The organism is Thalassovita aquimarina, assembly GCF_018219815.1.
Classification (GTDB): Bacteria; Pseudomonadota; Alphaproteobacteria; order Rhodobacterales; family Rhodobacteraceae; genus Thalassobius; species Thalassobius aquimarinus.
Window position 1 is genome coordinate 87629 of the sequence record NZ_JADMKU010000013.1, and the last position, 24700, is coordinate 112328.

A 24700-nucleotide genomic window follows, 5' to 3' on the forward strand; every position below is an offset into this window, starting at 1 on the left:
GGGCGGGGCTTTCCGAAACCAAAGGGCCGAAGCGCTTATTGCGGGATCGTGCCTTCGATGCCTTCGACGAAGAAGTTCATGCCGGCGAGGGTGCCGTCATCGGCGGTTTCGCCTTCGGCCAGCCAAACGCTGCCGTCCTGCTTGTTCAGCGGGCCGGTGAACGGGGCGTATTCGCCGCTGCTGAGCGCTTCCTTCAGCGCCAGCGCCTCGGCCTTCACATCGTCCGGCACTGCCGAGGAAATCTCGCCGATCTTGACCATGCCCTTTCCGATGCCGTTCCAGGTGTTCACGGTTTCCCAGCTGCCGTCCATCACCGCCTGGGTGCGCTCGATGTAATAGGGCGCCCAGTTGTCGATGATCGAGGAAACGCGCGGCGACGGAGCGTATTCGGCCATGTCGGATGCCTGGCCGAAGGTGATCACGTTGCCGGCGGCCTGCGCGGCGGCCTGCGGTGCGGTCGAATCGGTGTGTTGCAGGATCACGTCGGCGCCCTGTTCGATCAGCGCCTTGGCCGCGTCGGCTTCTTTCGCCGGATCGAACCAGGTGTAGGCCCAGATGATCTTGAACTGGACGTCCGGGTTCACCTTCTTGGCGTGGATATAGGCCGAGTTAATGCCGCGGATCACTTCGGGGATCGGGAAGGAGGCGATGTAGCCGATGGTGTTCGACTTGGTCATGCGGCCTGCAATGGTGCCCTGCACGGCGCGACCTTCATAGAAACGGGCCGAATAGACCGACACGTTCGGCGCGGTCTTGTAACCGGTGGCGTGTTCGAATTTCACGTTGGGGAATTTCTTCGCCACGTTGATGGTCTGGTCCATGTAACCAAACGAGGTGGTGAAAATCAGGTCGGCGCCTTCCAGCGCCATCTGGGTCATCACGCGTTCGGCATCGGGGCCTTCGGGCACGCTTTCGACGAACACGGTTTCGACCTTGTCGCCGAAATGTTCTTCCACGGCAAGGCGGCCTTGGTTGTGTTCATAGGTCCAGCCGCCATCGCCCACCGGACCGACAAAGACGAAACCGACCTTGGTCTTGTCTTCCGCGATACCGGCAGTGGCCAGGCCCATCGCCATGGCCGCGCTTGCAAGCAGTGTTCTTCTTTTCATGTTGGATTCTCCTTTGTCAAACTCAGTTGTTTCTTTTCAAATCGTGATCAGCTTTTCGAAATCGGCATCTTCTTCTTGCGCGCCTTTTCATCGCTGCTTTCCATTTTTTCCAGGCTTTCCTCGATTTCTTCGATGTCGCGCCCGACAAGGGCCGAGGTGATGACACCGGCCGGCACCGCGAACACCCCCATCCCCATGAACAGGATGAGCGAGGTGAACAGCTTGCCGCCGATCGTCACCGGGATGGCGTCGCCGTAGCCCACCGTGGTCAGGGTGACGATCGCCCACCACAGGCTGGCCGGGACGGAGCTGAACGCCTCGGGTTGGGTGTCGTGTTCAAAGAAATAGATGCCAACAGCGCTGATATAGACGAGGAAAAGCGCGATGACATAGAACAGCGCCAATTCCGCCCGGACGCTGTTGAAGGCCCGGGCGAGGCGCCGCAGGGCGCGGCTGTAGCGGATGATCTTGAGAATCCGCACCATCTGCATCAGCCGCAGCAGCCGGATCGCGGCGGTGCCGCCTACGGTCATGAACAGGCTGGGCATCCAGGCCAGCAGGTCGATGATGCCCCAGAAGGACAGGATATAGCGGAACGGGCGTTCCGCCGCGAAAATCCGCAGCAGGTATTCGACCATGAAGATCGTGACGGCGGTGCGTTCGAACCAGAGCAGGATGATCCGCGCATGATCCGGCAGGTCCGGCATGGTCGAGGCGGCAAAGGCCAGCGCCGTCATCACGATCAGCGTATGCAGCGCCACGGCCACGCGGTGGCCGAAGGCCTTGTCCTGCCCGTCGAGGATATCGCGTATCCGCCGCCGGGTGGCGCTGTCATGTGCCTTAAGACCCAGCATGGAATCCTTTCCCGAGCGACGCCGGAGCGCGCGACCGGTCCGCCGACATGATCACCAGCACCAGGATGGTGATCAGGTAGGGCGACATCGCCAGGTATTCCACCGGGATGGCAACGCCCGCCGCCTGCAGGTTCAGCTGCAAAACGCTGACCCCGCCGAACAGGCAGGCGCCCAGCAACACGCGCCACGGCTTCCAGCTTGCGAAGACCACCAGCGCCAGCGCGATCCAGCCGATCCCGGCGGTCATTCCTTCGGTCCATTGCGGCACCCGGATCAGGCTGATGTAGGCGCCACCCAGACCGGCGCAGGCGCCACCGAACAGGATCGCCAGCACCCGGATACGCACCACCTTGTAGCCAAGCGCATGCGCCGCGTCGTGGTTTTCGCCCACCGCCCGCAGGATCAGCCCGGCGCGGCTGTATTTCAGCATCGCCCAAACCCCCAGCGTCAGGAAGAACGCCATGTAGACCACGAAATCCTGGCTGAACAGGATCGGACCCAGCACCGGGATGTCGGACAAGATCGGGATGTCGCCCTTGGGAAAGGCCGGCGGCTTGACCCCTTGGTAGTCCTGACCGATCAGCGCCGACAGGCCAAGGCCGAACAGCGTCAGCGACAGGCCCGAGGCCACCTGGTTGGCCATCGCGAACTGTGTCAGCAGGGCGAACAGCAGCGACAGCACGGCGCCGCCCCCCGCCGCCGCGATCAGCCCCACAACGGGCGACCCGGTATTGACCGCGATGGCGAAACCGCAGATCGCGCCGGTGATCATCATCCCCTCCACGCCGAGGTTTAGCACGCCCGCCTTTTCCACCACCAGTTCGCCGATGGCGGCCAGCAGCAGCGGGGTCGCGGCCACGATGAGCGAGGCCAGAAGCAGGATCGGATTGATCGAAGACAGGTCCATCACGCCACCTCTTTCTGGCCGAGCCGGATGCGGAAATTGGTCAGCATGTCCACCGCCAGCAGGAAGAACAGCAGCATCCCCTGGAACAGCTGGATCGCCGCCGCCGGCAGGCCCAGCTTGGACTGGGCGATATCGCCGCCGATATAGGTTAGCGCCATCAGCGCGCCCGCCAGCAGGATGCCGATCGGGTTCAGCCGGCCCAGGAAGGCCACGATGATCGCGGTGAAACCGTAGCCGGCGTTGAAATCGATGCTGATCTGGCCTGAGGGACCGGCGACTTCGAACAGCCCCGCCAGCCCGGCCAGCGCGCCCGAGGTGCCAAGGCAGATCAGGATCAGACGGTTCGGGTTCACCCCGGCGAAACGGGCCGCGCGCGGCGCCTCGCCGGTCAGCCGGATCTGGAATCCCAGCATGTGCCGGTTCAGCAGCACATAGGCGAAGATCACCGCGATGAAGGCCGCGACCACGCCCCAATGCATGCCCGCGTTCTGGTGAATCCAGCTGTTGGCGCTGGCATAGTCGTTCAGGTTGCGCGATCCGGGAAAGCCAAACCCTTCGGGATTTTTCAGCAATCCCAGCGACATCGACGCCAGCAATTGCTCGGCCACATAGACAAGCATCAGCGACACGAGGATTTCATTGGTGCCGAATTTGACCTTCAACAGCGCCGGGATCATCGACCAGGCCCAGCCGCCAAGCGCCCCCGCGATCACCATCAGCGGGAAGATGTACCACGCTTCCATCGGGTAGAAGGCCAGACCCACACCGGCACCGGTGATGGCGCCGATGATATATTGACCCTCGGCACCGATATTCCAGATCCCGGCCCTGAAACCAAGGCTCAGACCGATGGCGATCAGCACCAGCGGCGCGCCTTTGACCAGAAGTTGCGGCCGGTAATAGAAGGCGAATTCGGAAAACAGCGGATCCCAGAAAATTGTCCGGATCGCGACGATCGGATCCTTGCCGAGAAAGGCAAACAGGACGCCGCCCGCGATCATCGTCAGTGCCACCGCCAGCAGCGGGGTCAGATAGGTCCAGAATTGCGACGGCTGGGGCCGTTTTTCAAGCTTCAGCACGCCATTGCCCTTTCGTCTTTCATTCGGTGCAAGAGGTCAAACATGCGCGACCTCCATCCCGTGGGCCCCGCCCATCATCAGCCCGATCTCGTCCACGCTCAGATCCTTGGCCAGCCGGATGTCCGACAGGCGGCCTTCGTTCAGAGCGCCGAAATGGTCCGAGATTTCCATCAGTTCGTCGAGGTCCTGGCTGATCACCACCACCGCGGCACCGCCCGCGGCCAGGTCCAGCAAGGCCTGCCGGATCGCCGCCGCCGCCGCGGCATCGACGCCCCAGGTCGGCTGGTTCACCACCAACACCTCGGGGCGCTGCATCACTTCGCGGCCGATGACGAATTTCTGCAGGTTGCCGCCCGACAGTGACCGGGCGGCATTGTCGGGCCCCGGCGTACGCACGTCGAACCGTTCGATGATCGCCTCGGCGAAGCTTTTCGCCTTGCCCCATTTCAGGAAACCGCGGTTTTCCAGCCCTTCGCGCACCGACCCGGTCAGCAGCGCGTTCTCGATCAGACTCATGTCGGGGGCGGCGGCATGGCCCAGCCGTTCCTCGGGCGCGGTCAGCAATCCCAGCCGCCGCCGCGCCACCGGGCCCAGCCCGCCGATCGGTTTGCCGTCCAGTTCGACCGCGCCGGGCGCGGTCGGGATTTCGCCCGACAGCGCGGCCAGCAATTCGTCCTGTCCGTTGCCGGCAACGCCGCCAAGGCCCAGAATTTCGCCTGCGCGCACTTCCAGGCTGATATTCTTCAGCGAGGTGCCGAAGGCCGAGGGCGAGGCGACCGACAGGTCATTGATCTTCAGCAGAACCGGACCGACCGTGCCGCCGGCGCGCTCGGGGACGAGCAGGCTCGACCCGACCATCATTTCGGCCATGTCGCGCGCCGTGGTGTCGCGTGGGACGCAGTCGCCCACCACCTGTCCCAGCCGCAGGATGGTTGCGTTGTCGCAAAGCGTTCGGATTTCTTCCAGCTTGTGGCTGATGTACAGGATCGCGGTGCCTTCGGCCGACAGCTTGCGCAGGGTTTCGAACAGGATATCGACCTCCTGCGGGGTCAGGACGCTGGTCGGTTCGTCCATGATCAGCAGCTTGGGGTCCTGCAGCAGGCAGCGGATGATCTCGACCCGTTGGCGTTCGCCCGCGGACAGATCGCCGACGATGCGGTCCGGGTCCAGCGGCAGCCCGTACATTTCCGACACCTCCCGGATCCGCGCGGCAAGGTCGCGCATCCCGGGCGGGTTTTCCATGCCAAGCGCGACGTTCTCGGCCACGTTCAGCGCTTCGAATAGCGAAAAATGCTGGAACACCATGGCCACCCCTGCCGCGCGCGCGGCGCTCGGTTCGGCCGGCGCATAGGCATCGCCACGCAACTGCATCGTGCCGCGGTCGGGTTTGACCAGCCCGTAGATCATCTTGACCAGCGTCGATTTGCCGGCGCCGTTTTCACCCAGCAGGGCGTGCACCTCGCCTTCGCCGATCTCGAAGGATACGTTGTCATTGGCGACAACGCCCGGATAGGCCTTGGTCAGCCCGTTTATCGATAAAAGCGTCCCCGTCACGCCGTTCTGTCCCCTTGTTGGACGGTGTACCCCGCCTTGGTTCCTAGTAGCCTGCCGGCCACGCCGACGGCAATGGCCTGCGGATGTTTCCCCAACGTCGGGTCGCCAATCGGGCAGGTGATACTGCCTACCGATTGGGCGGAATGCCCGAGTTCCCCCAGACGTTTGCGGAACCGCGCCCATTTCGTTGCCGATCCGATCAGCCCGGCGCTGGCAAAGCCGCGGTTCAGCGCAGCATGGCACAACGTCAGGTCGAGCGCATGGGAATATGTCAGGATCAGGTGATGCGCATCGCGCGGCGCATGGGCCATCAGCGTTTCGGGCCGGGCGGCGGGCAATACCGTTACCCGTTCCGGCACATCTTCCGGAAACCGTTCGGCGGCGGTGTCGATCCAGGTGATGTCGACATCGGGCAGCGGGGCCAGTACCGACACCAGCGCCCGCCCGACATGGCCGGCGCCCCAGATCCAGACCGGCAGCGCGGGCGCCTGCACCGGTTCCACCATCCAGCCCTGCACAAGGCCCGGCACCGGCATGATGCCTTCGCCGCGCGCTTGCGCCAGCAGTCGCTTGACCGCCAGCGGCATGTCCGACCCGTCGGTGGGCCGGGCAATGACCGACCGGTTTTCCAACCGCGACAGCCGGTCGGCGTCGAAGATTTCGCGCCACAGCATCACGCGGCCGCCGCAGCATTGGCCCAAATCCGGGCCAAGCGCATGGCTGCTCAGCCGGTCGCCGCCCCCCTGCAGGGCCGCGCGCGCCGCTTCCGTCGCCTGGAATTCCAGCGCCCCGCCGCCGATGGTGCCGGATTGCCCGGTGTCCCAGACCAGCATCGCCGCCCCCGCCTCGCGCGGCGAGGACCCCTTGATACCGGCGATAACCACCCGCGCCACGCGGCCATGGGCGGCCACCGTCCGCCTCAGTCCGTCCAGGTCAAACCCCATCGCGAATCCTCTGAACCGCCTGCAGCAACCGTTCCGGCGTCGCCGGTGCGTCGAGCATGGGATAGACCGTGCCGCAGGACGCCACCGCATCGGACAGCGCCAGGAAGGCCGATATGCCCAGCATCAAGGGCGGTTCTCCCACCGCCTTGGACCGGTAAATCGTGTCCTCGCGGTTCCGCCCGTCCCAAAGCGCCACGTTGAACGTTTCCGGCTGATCGGAAAATGCCGGGATCTTGTAGGTCGACGGCGCATGCGTGCGCAGCCGCCCGGTGTCGTCCCAGACCAGTTCCTCGCATGTCAGCCATCCGGCGCCCTGCACGTAGCCGCCCTCGACCTGGCCCTTGTCCAGTGCCGGGTTCAGCGAGGCGCCCGCGTCATGCAGGATATCGGCGCGCAGGATGCGGTTTTCGCCCGTGAGCGTGTCCAACGCCACCTCGGTCACCGCCGCGCCGTAGGCGAAATAGAAAAACGGCCGGCCGTTGCCGTTGATCCGGTCCCAGGCCAGTTTCGGGGTCTTGTAGAACCCGGTGGCCGACAGGCTGACGCGGTTTTCATAGGCCAACTTCGCGGCCTCCGCGAAACGCATCTCGGCGGTGCCGACCCGGACGAGGCCCGCCTCAAACCGCACATCTTCGGGCTTCGCCTGATACCGTTCGGCCAAGAACGCCGCCATCCGGCCGCGGATCGTATCGCAGGCCGCCTTCACCGCCATGCCGTTCAGGTCCGACCCGGACGATGCCGCCGTGGCCGATGTATTGGGCACCTTGCCGGTATCGGTGGCGGTGATCTTCACCGTTTCCAGCGCGATCCCGAAGCGGGTCGCCGCCACCTGCGCCACCTTCTGGAACAATCCCTGTCCCATCTCGGTTCCGCCATGGTTCAGGTGGACCGACCCGTCCTGATAGACATGCACCAATGCACCCGCCTGGTTCAGATGGGTCAGCGTGAAGGAAATGCCAAATTTCACCGGGCTGAAGGCCAGCCCCTTCTTGATCACCGGGTTCGACGCATTCCACTCCGCCACCGCCCGCTTGCGTGCGGCATAATCGGAGGAGGCCAGCAGCGCCTCGGTCATCTCCCACAGCTCGAAATCCTCGACCACCTGACCGTAGGGCGTGCAATTGTCCTTCTTCTGTTCGGAAATATCCCGGGGGGTCGATCCGGGAACGCCATCGGTTCGAGTGACCGGTTCGAAGGGGGCAGAGCCCCCCGCCGGTGGATCGTAATAATTCCGCCGCCGCACCTCGACCGGGTCGAGGCCCAGCTCATGCGCGATGTGATCCATCACCCGTTCGATCCCGACCATCCCCTGCGGCCCGCCGAAACCGCGGAAGGCGGTGGCGCTTTGGGTGTTGGTCTTCAGCCGGTGGCTTTCGATGCGGATATCGGGCAGCCAGTAGGCATTGTCGGCATGAAGCATGGCGCGGTCGGCGACCGGCAGCGACAGGTCCTGGGCCCAGCCGCAGCGGGCCAGTTGCAGGAACTCGACGCCCAGCACGCGGCCATTATCGTCGAACCCGGCGCGATAGCTTATGCGGAAATCGTGCCGCTTGCCGGTGATCACCATGTCGTCGTCGCGGTCGTAGCGCATCTTGCACGGTTTGCCGGTCAACCGCGCCGCCACCGCGCAGGCCACCGCCAGCGCGTTGCCCTGGCTTTCCTTGCCGCCGAAGCCGCCGCCCATGCGGCGGGTTTCCACCCGCACTGAATGCATCGGCACGCCAAGCGCCTCGGCCACCTTGTGCTGAATCTCGGTCGGGTGCTGGGTGGAACTGTGCACCACCATGTCGCCGCCTTCCTGCGGCAGTGCCAAAGCGGCCTGACCTTCGAGATAGAAATGTTCCTGCGCGCCCAGTTCCAGTGCGCCCTCGACCGTGTGCGGGGCGTCGGCAAGCGCCGCCGCGGCGTCGCCGCGCTGGTAGATGCGCGGGCCTTCTTCGAAGCGGCTGTCCGCGGCGAGCGCTTCGTCGATTGTCAGGATCGGGGTGTCTTTCTCATAGCTGACCTTGCCGCGCCTTGCTGCGCGTCTCGCCTCCGCGTGGCTGTCGGCGATCACAAGAAAGAGCGTCTGTCCGAGGTAATGCACATGGCCGTCGCTCAGCAGCGGTTCGTCGTGGACCGAGGGCGACACGTCATTGGCGAAGGGCAGATCAGTGGCGGTCAGCACCGCGATCACGCCCGGCGCGGCGCGCACCGCATCCAGGTCCATCGCTGTGATCCGGCCCTTGGCGATCCCGCTCAGCCCGAAGGCCAGGTGCAGCGTGCCCCGGGGCGTGGGGATGTCATCGACGTAGCGCGCCGCGCCGGTCACGTGCAGCCGGGCTGCGTCATGGGGCAGGGGGGAAGAAACGCTCATGCCCGCACCTCCTTCACCGAGGTCGCAAGGCCTTGGCTTTCCATGAAGTACCGCGTCAGCATGTTGCGCGCCGCATCGAGCCGGTAGCGGGCCGAGGCCCGCATGTCCGACATCGGGGTGAAATCGCGCGTCCAGGCGTCATCGGCGGCTTTGATCGTGTCTGCGTTCCAGGGCCGGCCGACCAGCGCGGCCTCCACGTGGGCGGCGCGTTTCGGGATGCCCGCCATGCCGCCGAAGGCGATGCGGACCTCGGTCGCGACGCCGTCTTCCACCGCGATGTCGAAGCATCCGCAGACGGCGGAAATGTCCTGATCGAAGCGTTTCGACAGCTTGTAGCATTTCAGCCGGTCGGGGGCCTTGGCGAAGCTGACCGCCTCGACGAATTCCCCCGGGTGCCGGTCCTGCTTGCCGTAATCAAGGAAGAAGTTTTCCAGCGGAATTTCGCGCCGGTCACCCCCCCGGCGCAGATGCAGCGTCGCGCCGAGCGCGATCAGCGCGGGCGGGCCGTCGCCGATGGGCGATCCGTTGGCGATATTGCCGCCGATCGTGGCCGCGCCACGCACCTGCGCCGAGCCATAGCGGCGCAGCATTGCCCCGAAAGACGGGTGCAGCCGGTCCATCAGCGGAATCAGCCGCGCGATGGTGACGCCCGCGCCGAGGGTGACGCGGGTGTCGGTTTCCTCGATCCGCTGCAGATCGCGGCAGCGGTTCAGGAAGGCGACCGGTCCGAGATCGCGCAACTGCTTGGTGACCCAGAGCCCCACATCTGTGGCGCCCGCGATCAGCGTGGCGTCGGGATGGGCCTCATACCAGCGGGCCAGCTCGATTATGGTTTCCGGCCGCACCGCGGCGCCGGTGAGGGGCTGGTCACCGGCCATTGCCGCCGCGGGCAATTCGGCCAGGTCGAAATCGCTCAGCCAGTCGGGAACGGGTTGTTCTCCCGCGGCCTCGGCCGCGCGCAGGATCGGGGCATAGCCGGTGCAGCGGCACAGGTTGCCGGCCAGGGCGGTGGCGTGATCGCTGTCGCCGTTGATATGCGCGGTGGCCATCGAGGTGATGAAACCGGGCGTGCAGAAGCCACATTGGCTGCCGTGCTGGTCGATCATCGCCTGTTGCACCGGGTGCAGCTGGCCATCGGGGCCGGAAATGCCTTCGACGGTGCGGACCGATTTGCCGTTGATCTGCGGCATGAACAGGATGCAGGCATTGAGCGCCCGTGCCCCGTCTTCGTCCTGCACCATCACCGTGCAGGCGCCGCAATCGCCTTCGTTGCAGCCCTCCTTGGTGCCGGTCAGCCCGCGCGTGTCGCGCAACCAATCGAGCAGCGTCGCCGTGGCGGGCACGTCGCGCAGCTCCACGCTCTCTCCATTGAGAAGAAAGGTGATATCCATTTGAATAAACCTGCCGCCTTACCGGTTTAATTACCCTTTTGGCACGTCTTCGATGCGGCGTAGAAAACGCGCGGGCTCCCTGTTTCGGGGATCAGGAAAGCCTGTTTTTGATCATTTGGCAAGAAAAAGCAGGTTCTGCCGCGTGATTGCGCGACAAATGCCCGGCAAAACATCGGTTCTAGCGGTCGATCTGCCGCGCCAGTTCGCCCAGTTGCGTGATCACCCGGCCCCAGCCGTCCTGGAAGCCCATGTCTTCGTGTTTCTTCTTCTGCTCCGGCGTGGCGTGCAGTGCGCGGGCGATATAGCGGGTGCCGACCGGGTCGGCCGACATCATGATGACGGTGGTCAGGAACCCCTTGCCGCGCGGGTGAAATCCGGGACCGAGCGTATCGGTATAGGCGATCAGCCGTCCCGGGCTGAGCGCCAGGAAACAGCCGGTGCTTTCCACTACCTTGCCCTTGGGGCTGCGCATCCGGGTGAAGAACTCACCGCCCGGCTGCAGGTCGAGCCGGACCTCGTCAACCACGGCCGGTTTCGGGCTGAACCACTGCTTGAACAAGGCCGGATCGCTCCAGCAGCGCCAAACCGCTTCGGGGGAGGCGATCAGCACCCGGTCGATTTCCAGATCCGTTTCTTCCGAAAAGGAAAAGAACACCGCATATCCCCGTGATTGCCGACCGTCAGGCCGCGATTGTCGACCACCGGCGGCCGGGGCTGTCAAGCGATATCGCGGCTTTCCGGCGCCTGCGCTCTGGCTTAGAATGACCCGATGAGCAGCCAACCCCGATTCATCCATCTTCGAACCCATACCGAATATTCCCTGCTGGAAGGCGCGGTGCGCCTGAAGAAACTGCCGGGCATGTGCGAAGCGGCGGGCATGCCTGCCGTGGCGGTGACCGACACCAACGCGCTGTTCTCGGCGCTGGAATTTTCGGTCACGGCGCAGGGGGCGGGGATCCAGCCGATCGTCGGTTGCCAGGTCGATGTGGCCTTCGATCATGCCGCGCCCGGCGAACAGCCCAAACCGCCCGCGCCGGTGGTTCTGTTGTCGCAGACCGAGGAAGGCTATGAGAACCTGATGCGGCTGTCGTCCTGCCTTTACGTCGATAAGGGCGGGCAGGAACCTCAGGTCACGCTGGAGGAGCTGGAGGAATTTTCCGGTGGCCTCATCTGCCTGTCGGGCGGGGCGGACGGGCCGGTGGGCCAGTTCTTGCAGGCGGGCGCGCGCGACAAGGCCGAGGCGCTGATGCGCCGCCTCGCCGCGATCTATCCGCAGCGGCTGTATGTCGAGCTGCAGCGCCATCCGGGCGAGGACGGGCTGCCGCTCAATGAGAAGAAGACCGAACGCGGCTTCGTCGAAATGGCCTATGACATGGGGCTGCCTCTGGTCGCCACCAACGACGTCTATTTCCCCAAGGCGGACATGTATGAGGCGCATGACGCGCTTATCTGTATCGCCGAGGGCGCCTATGTCGATCAGGCCGAACCGCGCCGCCGGTTGACGCCGCAGCATTATTTCAAGTCGCAGGAAGAAATGATCGCGCTTTTCGCGGACCTTCCGGAAGCGATTGAAAATACGGTGGAAATTGCGCGGCGTTGTGCTTTCGCGACCTATCGGCGCGACCCGATCCTGCCGAAATTCGCCGATGACGAGGTGGTGGAACTGCGGCGCCAGGCCAATGAGGGCCTGCAGAGGCGGCTGGCGGTGATCCCGCATGCGGTGTCGGTCGAGGAATACCAGGAACGGCTGGATTTCGAGCTGGGCATCATCGAGGGCATGGGCTTCCCCGGCTACTTCCTGATCGTGGCCGACTTCATCAAGTGGTCCAAGGATAACGGCATCCCGATCGGCCCTGGCCGGGGGTCGGGCGCGGGGTCCTTGGTGGCCTATGCGTTGACCATCACCGACCTCGATCCGCTGCGCTATTCGCTGCTGTTCGAACGCTTCCTGAACCCCGAACGTGTGTCGATGCCCGACTTCGACATCGACTTCTGCATGGATCGGCGCGAAGAAACGATCCGCTACGTGCAGCAGAAATACGGCCGCGACAAGGTGGGGCAGATCATCACCTTCGGTGCGCTGCTGTCCAAGGCTGCCGTGCGCGATATCGGGCGGGTGTTGCAGATGCCCTATGGCCAGGTCGACCGGTTGTCCAAGCTGATCCCGGTGGAAGGGGTCAAGCCGCTGTCGATCGCCGAGGCGCTGAAGCAGGAAGAGCGCCTGCGCGAGGAGGCGCGCAACGAGGAAGTCGTCGACCGGCTGCTGAATTACGGCATGCAGGTCGAAGGGTTGCTCAGGAACGCCTCGACCCACGCGGCGGGTGTGGTGATCGGCGATAGGCCCCTGGACCGGCTGGTGCCGCTGTATCAGGACCCGCGTTCGGACATGCCGGCGACCCAGTTCAACATGAAATGGGTGGAACAGGCCGGGCTGGTGAAATTCGACTTCCTCGGCCTGAAGACACTGACCGTGGTGCAGAACGCCGTCGACCTGATCAAGAAGAACGGGCGGCACCTGCATATCGGGCCGGACGGCACCCAGCTTTACGATCCGCCCGAGGGCGCGGTGGACGACATCGGGCATATCCCGCTGGACGACGAAGCCACCTACAAGCTCTATTCCAGCGCCAAGACCGTTGCGGTGTTCCAGGTGGAAAGCTCGGGCATGATGGACGCGCTGCGTCAGATGAAGCCCAACTGCATCGAGGATATCGTGGCGCTGGTGGCGCTCTATCGTCCCGGCCCGATGGAAAACATCCCCACCTATTGCCAGGTGAAGAACGGGACGAAAGAACGCGAATCCGTCCATCCGCTGATCGACCATATCCTTGAAGAAACCCAAGGCATCATCGTTTACCAGGAACAGGTGATGCAGATTGCCCAGGTGATGGCGGGCTACAGCCTTGGCGGCGCCGACCTGTTGCGCCGGGCGATGGGTAAGAAGATCAAGGAAGCGATGGATGCCGAGCGGCCCAAGTTCGAAGCCGGTGCGGCCGAGAACGGGGTCGACAAGAAGAAGGCGAACGAGGTCTTCGACCTGCTGGAAAAATTCGCCAACTACGGCTTCAACAAATCGCACGCGGCGGCCTATGCGGTGGTCAGCTACCAGACCGGCTGGCTGAAGGCGAACCACCCGGCGGAATTCATGGCGGGCGTCATGAACTGCGATATCCACCTGACCGACAAGCTGTCGATCTATGCCGAGGAAGTGCGGCGGGGGCTGGAGATCGAAATCGTGCCGCCCTGCGTCAACCGTTCGCTGCCCACCTTCGATGTGGTCGATGGCAAGCTGATTTACGGCCTTGGCGCGCTGAAGAATGTCGGGATCGAGGCGGTGAAGCAGATTTCCGACGCACGCGGCGACAAGCCTTTCGTCAACCTGTTCGATTTCGCTCGCCGGGTCGATTTGAAAAAGGTCGGCAAAAGGCCTTTGGAAATGCTGGCCCGCGCCGGGGCGTTCGATCAGCTCGACAATAACCGCCGCCGGGTGTTCGGGGCACTGGATCAGCTGGTCGCCTATTCGGCGGCGATCCATGAGCAGCGGGCGTCTTCGCAGGTGTCGCTGTTCGGCGAAGCGGGCGACGACCTGCCCGAACCGCGTATCCAGCGGACCGAGGATTGGCTGCCCGCCGAACGTCTGGCCGAGGAACACAAGGCGATCGGTTTCTACCTGACCGGCCACCCGCTGGACGATTACCTGCCGGCGCTGAAGCGCAAGAAGATCCTGACACTGGACCAGTTGCTGCAGAAGGCCGAAGAAAACGGTGCCGCGATCGAACGGGTCGGGGTTCTGGTGTCGGGGCTGCAGGAACGCAAATCCGGCCGCGGCACGCGGTTTTTCCGCATGAACATCTCGGATCCGACCGGGCAGGTCAGCGGCATGGTGATGTTCCCGGAAGATTTCGACCGGGTGCGGGCGGTGTTCGACCAGACCAACCAGGTGGTGATGACGCTGGAAGCGCGGTTCAACGAGGGCCAGTTCGACCCGATGGGCCGGTCGGTCGCGCCGATGGATGCGATCGTGGCCGAAGCCGGGTCGACGGGTCTTCGGATTTTCGTCGAGGACGAGGCCGCCATTCCCACCGTTGCCTCGGTCCTGGGCAGCGCGGCGCAATCGGCGCCGGGTGCCGGGCGCGGCCCGATCTATTTCTGCCTGATGAACCACGACCTGCCGGGCGAGGTGGAAATCGACGCCGGTCAGGAATTCCCGCTGAACCCGCAGATCAAGGGCGCGATCAAGAGCCTCGAAGGCGTGATGGAAGTCGAAGAGGTCTGATCCTTCGGGGCCTCGCGACGGAATTGAAAATATCCACAGAGGCCCGAGGGGCGTTTCGTCTAGACAGGCGCTTTTTTAGGGCGTTTCTGCAGATTTGGAGAGTGCTTTTAGGCTGTGGATAAGTCTGTGGAGAGCATTTGAAAATCGATTTTAGTCAATGGTTTGTTGTCAGTCTGGGGTGATCGTGTATGCGTGACTTATCCACAGGGGCTTTCGGCAGCCGAAATCTCCGGGCAGGCCTGTGGATAACCTGCCCTGCCGGCCCGCGCCCCTAGTAATGCGGCGGGCGTTCCTGACCGGTATAGATATGCGATCCGGCATCGGCTTCGCGTTCGGCCTCGCGCCGCATCAGCATTTCCACCCGGCGGTTCAGCACATCGATATCTTTTTGCTGCGCGGCAACCACGTCGGACAGGTCCTCCACCGTCCGGATCAGATGCGCCAGTTTTTCCTCGATTTCCTGCATGACGGGCCTTTCTTGCTGAGCGGGTCAAACTAGCACGGTAGGGCGGGGCGTGAAATCCCCCGTGAAATCTCTTGTCTGACCCGGGCCCCATCGGCCAGCATGGGGCAGGGAGGATCGGACATGACGGTAACAATTTCTGACACGAACGGCGTGCGGGTGATCACCATCGCCCGCCCCGAGGCGCGCAATGCGGTCGATCCAGAAACAGCGCGGGCGCTTTTCGACGCCTTCATGGACGTCGACGGGGACCCGACCATCGAGGCGGTGATCCTCACCGGCGAAGGCGGCAATTTCTGTTCCGGCTTCGATCTGAAATCCGCCGCCAGCGGCGCGGGCGAGGCCTGGTTGCAGGCCATCGACATTCCGAACGATTGGGACGCGCGCCGCGATCCCCGGCCCGGCCCGATGGGCCCGACCCGGCTGATGCTGTCGAAACCGGTGATCGCGGCGGTCGAAGGATTTGCCGTGGCCGGCGGGTTGGAACTGGCGGCGTGGTGCGACATGCGGGTGGTGTCGGAAAGCGCGACCTTCGGCGTGTTCTGCCGCCGCTGGGGCGTGCCCTTGATCGATGGCGGCACCGTGCGGCTGCCGCGGATCGTCGGGCAGGGGCGGGCCAACGACATGATCCTGACCGGCCGCCCGGTGAGCGCAGAGGAAGCGCATCGCATCGGGCTGGCCGACCGGGTGGTGCCCGAGGGACAAGCGCTGGAGGCCGCGCTGGCGCTGGCCGCCGATCTGGCGCGGTTCCCGCAACGCTGCCTGCGCGCCGATCACCTGTCGGCACGGATGAGTGGGGCCGAGCTGGGCGCGGCGCTGCGCCGCGAATGGCGCTCGGCCTCGGTGTTCCTGGAAGAGGGGCAGGCGGGGGCCGCGCGTTTCGCCGGTGGGGCCGGGCGCGGCGGCGCGTTCGGGGAGGAGTGAGGGGGCGCTGCCCCCTTTTGGCCTGCGGCCAATTCACCCCCGGAGTATTTTGACCAAGAAGAAAGCGGGATTTGTCCGCGCCTTCAGGCAGTGCTTGCTTGCCCCTAAGCCTCGCATCCGCTAGAGCCGTGCGCGAGTTGAAGGCAAGGACCGCGAGATGGCCAAGCAGAAGAAATCCCCCCGTCCCAAGGCAGAAGCGCCGAAGGGTTTCCGCGATTATTTCGGCGCCGAGGTGACCGAGCGCGCAGAGATGCTGCAGAAAATCGCCGGGGTCTATCATCGCTACGGCTTCGACGCGCTGGAAAGTAGCGCGGTGGAAACGGTCGAGGCCTTGGGCAAATACCTGCCCGATGTCGACCGGCCGAACGAGGGCGTCTTTGCCTGGCAGGAAGCCGATGACGAAAAATGGCTGGCGCTGCGCTATGACCTGACCGCGCCCTTGGCCCGGGTCTATGCCGAGCACCGCAACGATCTGCCCACGCCTTACCGCCGTTATGCGATGGGGCCGGTGTGGCGCAACGAAAAACCGGGGCCGGGGCGCTTCCGCCAGTTCTATCAATGCGATGCCGATACGGTGGGCGCGGCCAGCGTGGCCGCCGATGCCGAGATCTGTTCGATGCTGTCGGATACGCTGGAAGAGGTCGGCATCCCGCGTGGCGATTACATCATCCGGGTCAACAACCGCAAAGTGCTGAACGGCGTGCTGGAAAACGTGTTCAAGATGCCGCTTGAACAGATCCAGGCTGGGGTGACCGAGCAGAACATGCAGTTCTGGGTTCAGGCCAAGGTCGTGACCAACCTGACCAAGGACCGGCAGGTACATCTGGACGTGCTGCGCACCATCGACAAGTTCGACAAGGTCGGCGAAGAGGGCGTGCGCGAATTGCTGACCAAGGGGCGGCTCGATGCCTCGGGCGCCTTTATCGACGGGGTCGGGCTGAACGAGGAACAGGCCGAGCCGGTGATTGCCTTCCTGACCTCGAAAGGGACCAATTCCGAGGAAACGCTGGAAAACCTGCGCAAGGCCGTGGGCGACAGCCAGATCGGCGCGGAAGGCATCGCCGAGCTGGAACAGATCGCAGCGCTGCTTGAGGCGCAGGGATACGGCAGCGAGCGGATCGAGATCGACCCCTCGGTGGTGCGCGGTCTTGGGTATTACACCGGGCCGGTGTTTGAGGCCGAACTGACCTTCGAGATTTTCGACGAAAAGGGCCGCAAGCGGCAGTTCGGATCGGTCGCGGGCGGCGGGCGCTACGACGACCTGGTGAAACGCTTCACCGGGCAGGCGGTGCCTGCGACGGGTGTTTCCATCGGGGTCGACCGCCTGCTGGCGGCGCTGCGTGAAAAGGGCCGCATTAAGAGCCACGCCACCGGGCCGGTGGTCGTGACGGTGATGGATCGCGACCGGATGGCGGATTATCAGGCGATGGTGGCCGAGCTGCGCAATGCCGGTATCCGCGCCGAGGTCTACCTGGGCAATCCGAAGAATTTCGGCAACCAGCTGAAATACGCCGACAAGCGCCAATCGCCCGTGGCGGTGATCGAAGGCGGCGATGAGAAGGCCAACGGCGTGGTGCAGATCAAGGACCTGGTGCTGGGCGCCAAGATCGCCGAGAACGCCACGCTGGAAGAATGGAAGGAACGGCCGAGCCAGTTCGAGGTTCCCCGGTCCGACCTGGTCGCCAAGGTGCGCGAGATCCTGGAAGGGCAGAAAGATGCCTGAGAAAGCCAGGGTCAGGGCCGAGGCCGCGCGTCTGCGCGCGCTGTTCGAGGCCGAGGGTGCGCAGGGGTTCGAGACCTCCATACTGCAGCCCGCCGAGGTCCTGCTGGACCTTTACGGCGAGGACATCCGGGCGCGCGCCTATGTGACCTCGGACGCTTTGCGCGGCGAACAGATGCTGCGGCCCGATTTCACCGTGCCGGTGGTGCAGGCGCATATGGCCTATGGCGCCGAACCCGCGCGCTATACCTATGCCGGTGAAGTGTTCCGCCGCCAGGAAGACGATCCCGACCGGGAAAACGAATTCATGCAGGTCGGATACGAGGTGTTCGACCGCGAAAACCCCATCGATTCCGATGCCGAGGTGTTTTCGGTTATCCAGTCGGCCCTTGGGGGCGCGCGCCTGCGCGCCGCGACCGGCGATATCGGCATCCTGATGGCCGCGGTCGCGGGGCTGCAGACCACGGACGCGCGCAAGAAGGCGCTGCGCCGCCATATCTGGCATCCGCGCCGGTTCCGCGCGCTTCTGGACCGCTATTCCGGGCGCAGCCCGGTGCCCGCGGCGCGCAAGGCGCTGCTGGCCGCCGCCGATCCCTTCGCCGGTGGCGCGCCCGAGATCGGGCTGCGCTCGCGCGCAGAGGTCGAGGCGCGGATCGAGGCGCTGAAGGCCGATGCCGCCGCCGCGCCGATTTCCGAGCGCGAGGTCAAGCTGCTGGATGCGCTGCTGCAGGTGCGTGAAACCCTGCCCAACGCGTTGGAACATCTGCGCGATATCGCGGTGGACATGCCCGCGATCGGCAAGGCGGTGGACCGACTGGCGCGCCGGATGAAGGCGCTGGAAAAGCGCGGCATCGACGTGGCAGCGCTGGATTTCGAGGCCTCCTATGGCCGTACCTCGATGGAATATTACGATGGGTTCGTCTTCGGCTTCTACGCCGAAGGCCGTCCCGACCTGCCGGCGGTGGCCACCGGCGGGCGCTATGACGCGCTGACCCGGGTGCTGGGGCAGGGCAGGGAAATCCCGGCCGTGGGCGGCGTTGTGCGCCCGGGGCTGCTGCTGCAACTGGAGGCAGGGCAATGAGCGTGAAGCTGGGCGTGCCCTCCAAGGGGCGGCTGATGGAAAAGACCTTCGAATGGTTCGGCGCCCGCGGCGTGACCCTGTCGCGGACCGGGTCGGACCGCGAGTATGCCGGCCGGGTCGAGGGCGTCGAGGGCGTGGAACTGGTGCTGCTGTCGGCGGGGGAAATCCCGCGCGAACTGGCCGCCGGACGCATCCATCTGGGCGTCACCGGTACCGACCTGGTGCGCGAAAAGCTGGGCCAGTGGGACCAGGTGGTGGAACCGCTAGCGGAACTGGGGTTCGGCCATGCCGACCTGATCATCGCGGTGCCCGCCTGCTGGGTCGATGTCGATACGCTGGATGATCTCGATGCCGCCGCCACCGCGTTCCGCGAACGACACGGGTTCCGGATGCGCGTGGCGACCAAGTATCACCGGCTGGTGCGGGAATTCCTGCGCGATCACGGCGTTGCGGATTACCAGCTGGTCGACAGCCAGGGCGCGACCGAGGGCACGGTGAAGAACGAAACCGCCGAGGCGGTAGCCGATATCACCTCGACCGGCGACACGCTGCGGGCCAACCACCTGAAGATCCTGAGCGACGGATTGGTTCTGAAATCCCAGGCCACGCTGTTCCGCTCCCGAGTCGCGCCGATGGATGCCGGCGAACGCGACACGATCAAGCAACTCTGCCGTATTCTTCGCGTCGACTGAAAATCGCCCCGCGCGGGCGCCCGCCCGCCCACCCTGTCCGCCCTTGCGGGGCGATGCCCCCTGGCAGGCGCAAGGCATGATCGGCGCCGTCCGGACATGGGTATTTGGGCCAAGAAAAAGCCCTTCTTCTTTTCAGAAATATCCCGGGGGAGGCGCGGCTTGCCGCGACGGGGGGCAGCGCCCCCCTGCAACGGCGGCCTCAAAGTACGCCGATTTCGGCCAGCGCGGCGGACAGGTCCGCCGGCAGCGGGTCCTCGGCATCGCGGGTTGCCGGCAGGTCGGCGGGACTGTCTTCGGGTTTCAGGTAACGCCAGCCCTGGAACGGTCGCCGCAGCGCCTGATTGGTGCGGTGCAATTCCGGGTCGAGAACGATGGCGCAGCGGCGGATGCCGTCTTGGCCGATCACCTGGTCCAGTCGCAGCACCCGCTGGCGGCACTGGATCACGCCCTTGATCACCCAGTAGATCGATCCGCCGTTCAGGATTTCGGCTTCCCGCTTGGGCCACATCCGGGTGACGTGGCGCGGCAAACCGTCCGCGGTCTGGGCCTGCGGCAGCCGCTGCCAGTCGATCAGATTCTCGACATCATCGGTGCCGACGCTCAGCTTGATCAGGTTGATATGCTTATCCACAGCTTGCCCACAGAGTCGTCCAGTGTTTCAACCTCATATTGTAGCTCGAGGATAGGCGCGGGCAAGGTGTTGTGGTAGGATTGCAATATATTTCCCGGGACAACCGGATTTTACGTTGAGACTTCCGTTCTGCCTGTAGTATCGAAGCCGTCTCGAAAACGCCGCTCCGATTCACGCTTGATTTGAAGGACCCGAAATATGACCCGTTTCGCCGCGCCCATTTCCGAACAGATCTGGGATATGAAATACCGCCTGAAAGAGGCCGACGGCACCCCGGTGGACCGCACTGTGGAAGACAGCTGGCGGCGTATCGCGCGGTCGCTGGCGCAGGTGGAAAAGGATCCCGCGCATTGGGAAGAACGGTTCTACGCGGCGCTGGAGGATTTCAAGTACCTGCCCGCCGGGCGGATCACCGCGGGCGCGGGCACCGGGCGCAACGTGACCCTGTTCAACTGCTTCGTCATGGGCACCATCCCCGACAGCATGTCGGGCATCTTCGACATGCTGAAGGAAGCCGCATTGACCATGCAGCAGGGCGGCGGCATCGGGTACGATTTTTCCACCATCCGGCCGCGCGGCGCGGATGTTCTGGGCGTGGCGGCGGATGCCTCGGGGCCGCTTTCGTTCATGGATGTCTGGGATGCGATGTGCCGCACCATCATGAGCGCGGGGTCGCGTCGCGGCGCGATGATGGCGACGATGCGCTGCGATCACCCCGATATCGAGGATTTCATCACCGCCAAGTCGGATTCGGCGCGGCTGCGCATGTTCAACCTCAGCGTTCTGGTCACCGACGATTTCATGGAAGCGGTCAAGGCCGACGGCCCGTGGGAGCTCAAGTTCGGCGACAAGGTCTATCACACACTACAGGCGCGCGACCTGTGGAACAAGATCATGCAGTCGACCTATGATTTCGCCGAACCGGGCGTGATCTTCATCGACCGGATCAACAAGGCCAACAACCTTTCCTATTGCGAAACCATCGCCGCCACCAACCCCTGCGGCGAACAGCCTTTGCCGCCATATGGCGCTTGCCTGCTGGGATCGATCAACCTGGCGCGGCTGGTCGCCGATCCGTTCGAAAAGAACGCCAAGCTCGACCAGGACAAGCTCGACGACCTGGTGCGCGTCGCGGTGCGGATGATGGACAACGTCGTGGACGCGTCGCAGTTCCCGCTGCACGAACAGGCGCAGGAGGCGCAGAACAAGCGCCGGATCGGCCTGGGCGTGACCGGGTTGGCCGATGCTCTGCTGATGCTGGGGCTGCGCTACGGCAGCGATGATGCGGCGCGGCAGACCGAGGACTGGCTGCACCAGATCGCGCGCTCGGCCTACCTCGCTTCGGTCGAACTGGCCAAGGAAAAGGGCGCCTTCCCGCTGTTCGACGCGGAAAAATACCTCGCCTCGGGCACCATGGAGCAAATGGACGAGGATGTGCGCGCCGAGATCGCCGAACACGGCATCCGCAACGCGCTGCTGACCTCGATCGCGCCGACCGGCACGATTTCGCTTTATGCCGGCAACGTCAGTTCCGGGATCGAGCCGGTCTTCGCCTATGCCTATACCCGCAAGGTGCTGCAGAAGGACGGTAGCCGGACCGAGGAGGAAGTGGTCGATTACGCGGTACAGTTGTGGCGCGACAAGTTCGGCGACAGGGAACTGCCCGACTATTTCGTCAACGCCCAGACGCTGGAACCGCTCGATCACGTGCGGATGCAGGCGGCGGCGCAGAAATGGGTCGATTCCAGCATTTCCAAGACGATCAACTGCCCCGAGGACATCAGCTTCGAAGGCTTCAAGGACGTCTACATGGAAGCCTATGAAACCGGCTGCAAGGGCTGCACCACCTACCGCCCGAACGACGTGACCGGATCGGTTCTGAGCGTCAGCGAGGAAAGCGAAAAGGCGCCCGAGGTGGATGCCGGCGCCGACGTGATCTACATGGCAGAACCGCTGGACCGGCCGCAGGCGCTGGAAGGCCATACCTACAAGCTGAAATGGCCCGACAGCGAGCACGCGATCTACCTGACCATCAACGACATCCTGATCGGCGGCCACCGCCGCCCGTTCGAGGTCTTCATCAACTCCAAGAACATGGAGCATTACGCCTGGACGCTGGCGCTGACCCGGATGATTTCAGCGGTGTTCAGGCGCGGCGGCGACGTGTCCTTCGTGGTCGAGGAGCTGAAGGCGGTGTTCGACCCGCGCGGCGGCGCCTGGATGCAGGGCAAATACATTCCCTCGATCCTCGCGGCGATCGGCGGGGTGATCGAACAGCACCTCATTCGCATCGGTTTCATCGAAGGCGAAGGGATGGGGCTGAAAACCGATCCCAAGGCCGAGGTCGTGGCCGTGGGCGAAACCCCGCGCGGCAAGCCCTGCCCCAGCTGCGGCCAGTTTGAAATGCGGATGGTCGAGGGCTGCATGACCTGCATGAGCTGCGGCCATTCGAAATGTGGCTGATCTGACCGGGTGAAAGCGAGTCAGAAAAAGCAGATGAGTGCGCAAAAGAAACCATAAGCGTGCGCATCGGGCGTCAAGACAAAATTAAGGCCTTTAGGCGCTTACTTCGGAGGCTGTTTTTTTGAACTGAACCATGAGGGCGGCGGGGCCATTTGTAGGACCCACTAAAAAATGTCCATTTTGGCAGTTTTTGGGCCACTTTGACCAACAACAAATGACCACCGAGCGCACTGCGTTCGGTGGTTTTTATTTTACTTCATGCACTTGCTCCAAGCTCACCATGCTCTGCTTATTGGTTGCCGTTTGTCTTCAGGTTCCGGAGTAAGGTGGTTGACTGATCGATGTGTCTTGTGCGCACACGCAAACTTTTTTTTTTGAGTATCGCACAACCCAAATGATTCAAAGCTACGGTAAGGAGGACAAGACATGGCAATCACATCTCATGCGTTCGGTCGCGTCACGCTTACCGGCGACGACGCTGCCAAGTTCAAACGGCAGGTGAAGTACGGCCGTCCGAGCGAAGCCGCCAAGCAGAGCGTTAAGTCAGGTTTGGCCTTGGCGCGCGAAATGAAAGCGAAGGGTAACGTGACGCTTAAGCTGAGTCGGAAGCAACAGGCCGTTAGTGGCTGACGAAGACGTAGAATTCAGGTTTACCGAGATTGGCCCGGTGTAGGATCCACCATAAAATGTCCATTCCCGGAATAATTTGACCATTCCGGTACACATCAAATGACCACTGGCCGCCATGCGGTCAGTGGTTTTCTTTTAGGGTCAGGCCCCATTGATTTTGGCCACATGACGTGATGCAAAGACCGAAAACCGAGCGGTGAACATGTCTGATCTCTTCTGGCCGACCGACGCGCAGATGGCGCGTCTTGAGCCATATTTCCCGAATTCTCGCGGTAAGCCGCGCGTCGATGACCGGCGTGTGCTGAACGGGATTATCTTCATCAATCGCAATGGGTTGCGTTGGCGCGACGCGCCTGCGGAATATCCCTGCATGGTGGTCTCGGACAATGGCACCGAACTGACCAGCAATGCGATCCTGAAATGGCAGGAGGACCGGCAGGTCGAATGGCACTACATCGCACCGGGCAAACCGATGCAGAACGGCTTCGTGGAAAGTTTAAATGGCCGATTGCGCGACGAGTGCCTGAACGAGCACTTGTTCTCAAATCTGCGCCATGCCCGCCATCTGATCCACGCCTGGCGCGACGACTATAACCATCACCGCCCCCATACGAGCCTCGACGGGCTCACCCCGTGGGAGTATCACCAACGGTCAGAAGAGGACCAAACCCTGAACAGAGCTAACTTATGAATGCGGCCTCTAAGGGGAGCAGGTCACATGCCGCCCTCGGGCGGTGTTTTTTTCGAACTTTCTATGGCCATTTTCTCTTGGTGAAATGGACAAGCTGCGGCCTCGGGGCGAGTGTTCGCGATTTCGGTCCTTAATTAACGGTCACTTAAGTTGGCCGAAAAGTCGCCGATGGACAATGTTGCATGGGGTCCGCACTATTGGTCCTGCCGCCCTTGTGTTTTCGGTCGCCGACAATCGAGAGGGCGGGCTCGTTTTGAGTTTTAGAATCTTGCTGATGCAAGTCAGTGTACGGATGCGAGATGGCGCGCGATAGTGACAGTTTCAGGGATAGAGAGATACGAATTGACTATCTGTGAGCATGAAGCCCGATCTGAGCGTTGTCATACCCGCAGAAATCGAACTGACTTCAATATACGTCGAATTTCCTACACTGCCGTGACTTGGGCAAGATGTTGCCAGTAAAGCTTAAGTCCGGAACTATTGATATAGTCGAGGGCCAGTACAAGCATGTCCAAGCGTCGCCACGCCTTCTTGTTAATGATCTCGTTGTGCGCTTCTTATGGCGCGCCAATAGCTGCGCAGAATTTAATCAGCGGAACAGCAAGCGTGATTGACGGAGACACTATAGAAATACACGGGACGCGGATCAGGCTACATGCCATTGATGCGATCGAGAGCCGCCAGAAATGTCTCTTGCCCAATAAGAGCGAATGGCGCTGCGGAGCCGACGCGGCCAATGCACTGGCGAATAAAATTGGCCGCGCGCCGGTCGAATGCCGTGTGATCGACAAAGACAGGTATGGCCGTTTAGTCGCTAAGTGCTATCAGGAGGGTGTCGATATCAACGGGTGGCTAGTGGCTAGGGTCAGGACTCATAGCCAATAGATGACGGTTGCAGCGAGCGCGATTGCGGAGAGGAAGACCTTCGGGCACCT

General features: G+C 63.4%; 19 protein-coding genes and 2 pseudogenes. 10 read left to right on the forward strand and 11 right to left on the reverse strand.

The genetic code is table 11. From position 1 onward, the window contains the following. Nucleotides 1-35: 35 nt before the first annotated feature. The 9 genes from IT775_RS14410 to IT775_RS14450 form a co-directional block, all read right to left on the reverse strand. Entirely contained in the window at nucleotides 36-1109 is a 1074-nt protein-coding gene (locus IT775_RS14410) for a BMP family ABC transporter substrate-binding protein (RefSeq protein WP_212701819.1), read from the reverse strand. A gap of 47 nt (nucleotides 1110-1156) precedes the next feature. After that, nucleotides 1157-1963: an ion transporter gene (locus IT775_RS14415; protein ID WP_212701820.1), complete on the reverse strand. Its 807-nt coding sequence runs from the start codon at nucleotides 1961-1963 to the stop codon at nucleotides 1157-1159. Beyond that, a complete protein-coding gene (locus IT775_RS14420) occupies nucleotides 1950-2870 on the reverse strand; it encodes an ABC transporter permease (protein WP_212701821.1) in 921 nt (306 codons plus the stop codon). The genes IT775_RS14415 and IT775_RS14420 overlap by 14 nt, the downstream gene beginning before the upstream one ends. Then, nucleotides 2870-3949 (reverse strand): ABC transporter permease, encoded by a 1080-nt coding sequence (locus IT775_RS14425; protein ID WP_212701822.1) that lies wholly within the window; start codon nucleotides 3947-3949, stop codon nucleotides 2870-2872. Before IT775_RS14425 ends, IT775_RS14420 begins: the two co-directional genes overlap by 1 nt. A gap of 36 nt (nucleotides 3950-3985) precedes the next feature. Continuing rightward, nucleotides 3986-5503, reverse strand: a complete 1518-nt coding sequence (locus IT775_RS14430; RefSeq protein ID WP_212701823.1) for an ABC transporter ATP-binding protein — start codon at nucleotides 5501-5503, stop codon at nucleotides 3986-3988. Beyond that, a complete protein-coding gene (gene xdhC / locus IT775_RS14435) occupies nucleotides 5500-6447 on the reverse strand; it encodes a xanthine dehydrogenase accessory protein XdhC (protein ID WP_212701824.1) in 948 nt (315 codons plus the stop codon). The genes IT775_RS14430 and xdhC overlap by 4 nt, the downstream gene beginning before the upstream one ends. Next, nucleotides 6437-8803, reverse strand: a complete 2367-nt coding sequence (xdhB, locus tag IT775_RS14440) for a xanthine dehydrogenase molybdopterin binding subunit (RefSeq protein ID WP_212701825.1) — start codon at nucleotides 8801-8803, stop codon at nucleotides 6437-6439. The genes xdhC and xdhB overlap by 11 nt, the downstream gene beginning before the upstream one ends. Then, a complete protein-coding gene (gene xdhA / locus IT775_RS14445; protein ID WP_212701826.1) occupies nucleotides 8800-10194 on the reverse strand; it encodes a xanthine dehydrogenase small subunit in 1395 nt (464 codons plus the stop codon). Before xdhA ends, xdhB begins: the two co-directional genes overlap by 4 nt. A 178-nt stretch (nucleotides 10195-10372) precedes the next feature. Then, on the reverse strand, nucleotides 10373-10849 hold the full coding sequence (locus IT775_RS14450; RefSeq protein WP_212701827.1) for an SRPBCC family protein: 477 nt from the start codon (nucleotides 10847-10849) through the stop codon (nucleotides 10373-10375). A 114-nt stretch (nucleotides 10850-10963) separates the two neighbouring features. Here IT775_RS14450 and dnaE point away from each other — a divergent pair, with 114 nt between their 5' ends. Continuing rightward, entirely contained in the window at nucleotides 10964-14470 is a 3507-nt protein-coding gene (gene dnaE, locus IT775_RS14455; RefSeq protein WP_212701828.1) for a DNA polymerase III subunit alpha, read from the forward strand. A gap of 271 nt (nucleotides 14471-14741) precedes the next feature. Here the strand turns inward: dnaE and IT775_RS14460 are convergent, their stop codons facing one another. After that, the gene (locus IT775_RS14460) at nucleotides 14742-14936 is read right to left on the reverse strand and encodes a SlyX family protein (RefSeq protein WP_212701829.1); all 195 of its coding nucleotides are present in this window, start codon (nucleotides 14934-14936) and stop codon (nucleotides 14742-14744) included. A 120-nt stretch (nucleotides 14937-15056) separates the two neighbouring features. On the opposite strand from IT775_RS14460, the gene IT775_RS14465 reads away from it, so the two are divergent. The 4 genes from IT775_RS14465 to hisG all read left to right on the forward strand — a co-directional run bounded on the left by IT775_RS14465 (nucleotide 15057) and on the right by hisG (nucleotide 19350). Continuing rightward, a complete protein-coding gene (locus IT775_RS14465) occupies nucleotides 15057-15857 on the forward strand; it encodes a crotonase/enoyl-CoA hydratase family protein (protein ID WP_212701830.1) in 801 nt (266 codons plus the stop codon). A gap of 157 nt (nucleotides 15858-16014) precedes the next feature. Further along, the gene (gene hisS, locus IT775_RS14470) at nucleotides 16015-17580 is read left to right on the forward strand and encodes a histidine--tRNA ligase (protein WP_212701831.1); all 1566 of its coding nucleotides are present in this window, start codon (nucleotides 16015-16017) and stop codon (nucleotides 17578-17580) included. After that, nucleotides 17573-18658 carry an ATP phosphoribosyltransferase regulatory subunit gene (locus IT775_RS14475; RefSeq protein ID WP_212701832.1) on the forward strand — a complete coding sequence of 362 codons (1086 nt, stop codon included), beginning with the start codon at nucleotides 17573-17575 and terminating at the stop codon, nucleotides 18656-18658. Before hisS ends, IT775_RS14475 begins: the two co-directional genes overlap by 8 nt. Beyond that, nucleotides 18655-19350: an ATP phosphoribosyltransferase gene (gene hisG, locus IT775_RS14480; RefSeq protein ID WP_212701833.1), complete on the forward strand. Its 696-nt coding sequence runs from the start codon at nucleotides 18655-18657 to the stop codon at nucleotides 19348-19350. Before IT775_RS14475 ends, hisG begins: the two co-directional genes overlap by 4 nt. Nucleotides 19351-19549: 199 nt before the next feature. Here the strand turns inward: hisG and IT775_RS14485 are convergent, their stop codons facing one another. Further along, the gene (locus tag IT775_RS14485; RefSeq protein ID WP_212701834.1) at nucleotides 19550-19981 is read right to left on the reverse strand and encodes a DUF1489 family protein; all 432 of its coding nucleotides are present in this window, start codon (nucleotides 19979-19981) and stop codon (nucleotides 19550-19552) included. 198 nt (nucleotides 19982-20179) lie between these two features. Here IT775_RS14485 and IT775_RS14490 point away from each other — a divergent pair, with 198 nt between their 5' ends. The 5 genes and pseudogenes from IT775_RS14490 (at nucleotide 20180) to IT775_RS14510 (ending at nucleotide 24650) form a co-directional block, all read left to right on the forward strand. Beyond that, nucleotides 20180-22444: an adenosylcobalamin-dependent ribonucleoside-diphosphate reductase gene (locus tag IT775_RS14490; protein ID WP_212701835.1), complete on the forward strand. Its 2265-nt coding sequence runs from the start codon at nucleotides 20180-20182 to the stop codon at nucleotides 22442-22444. A 426-nt stretch (nucleotides 22445-22870) separates the two neighbouring features. Continuing rightward, nucleotides 22871-23074 carry a hypothetical protein gene (locus IT775_RS14495; RefSeq protein WP_212701836.1) on the forward strand — a complete coding sequence of 68 codons (204 nt, stop codon included), beginning with the start codon at nucleotides 22871-22873 and terminating at the stop codon, nucleotides 23072-23074. A 202-nt stretch (nucleotides 23075-23276) separates the two neighbouring features. Beyond that, nucleotides 23277-23438 (forward strand): annotated as a pseudogene (locus IT775_RS14500) (transposase); the annotation flags it as partial. Then, nucleotides 23439-23765: pseudogene (locus tag IT775_RS14505) on the forward strand (integrase core domain-containing protein); the annotation flags it as partial. 507 nt (nucleotides 23766-24272) lie between these two features. Next, nucleotides 24273-24650 (forward strand): thermonuclease family protein, encoded by a 378-nt coding sequence (locus IT775_RS14510; RefSeq protein WP_212701837.1) that lies wholly within the window; start codon nucleotides 24273-24275, stop codon nucleotides 24648-24650. Nucleotides 24651-24700 lie beyond the last annotated feature (50 nt).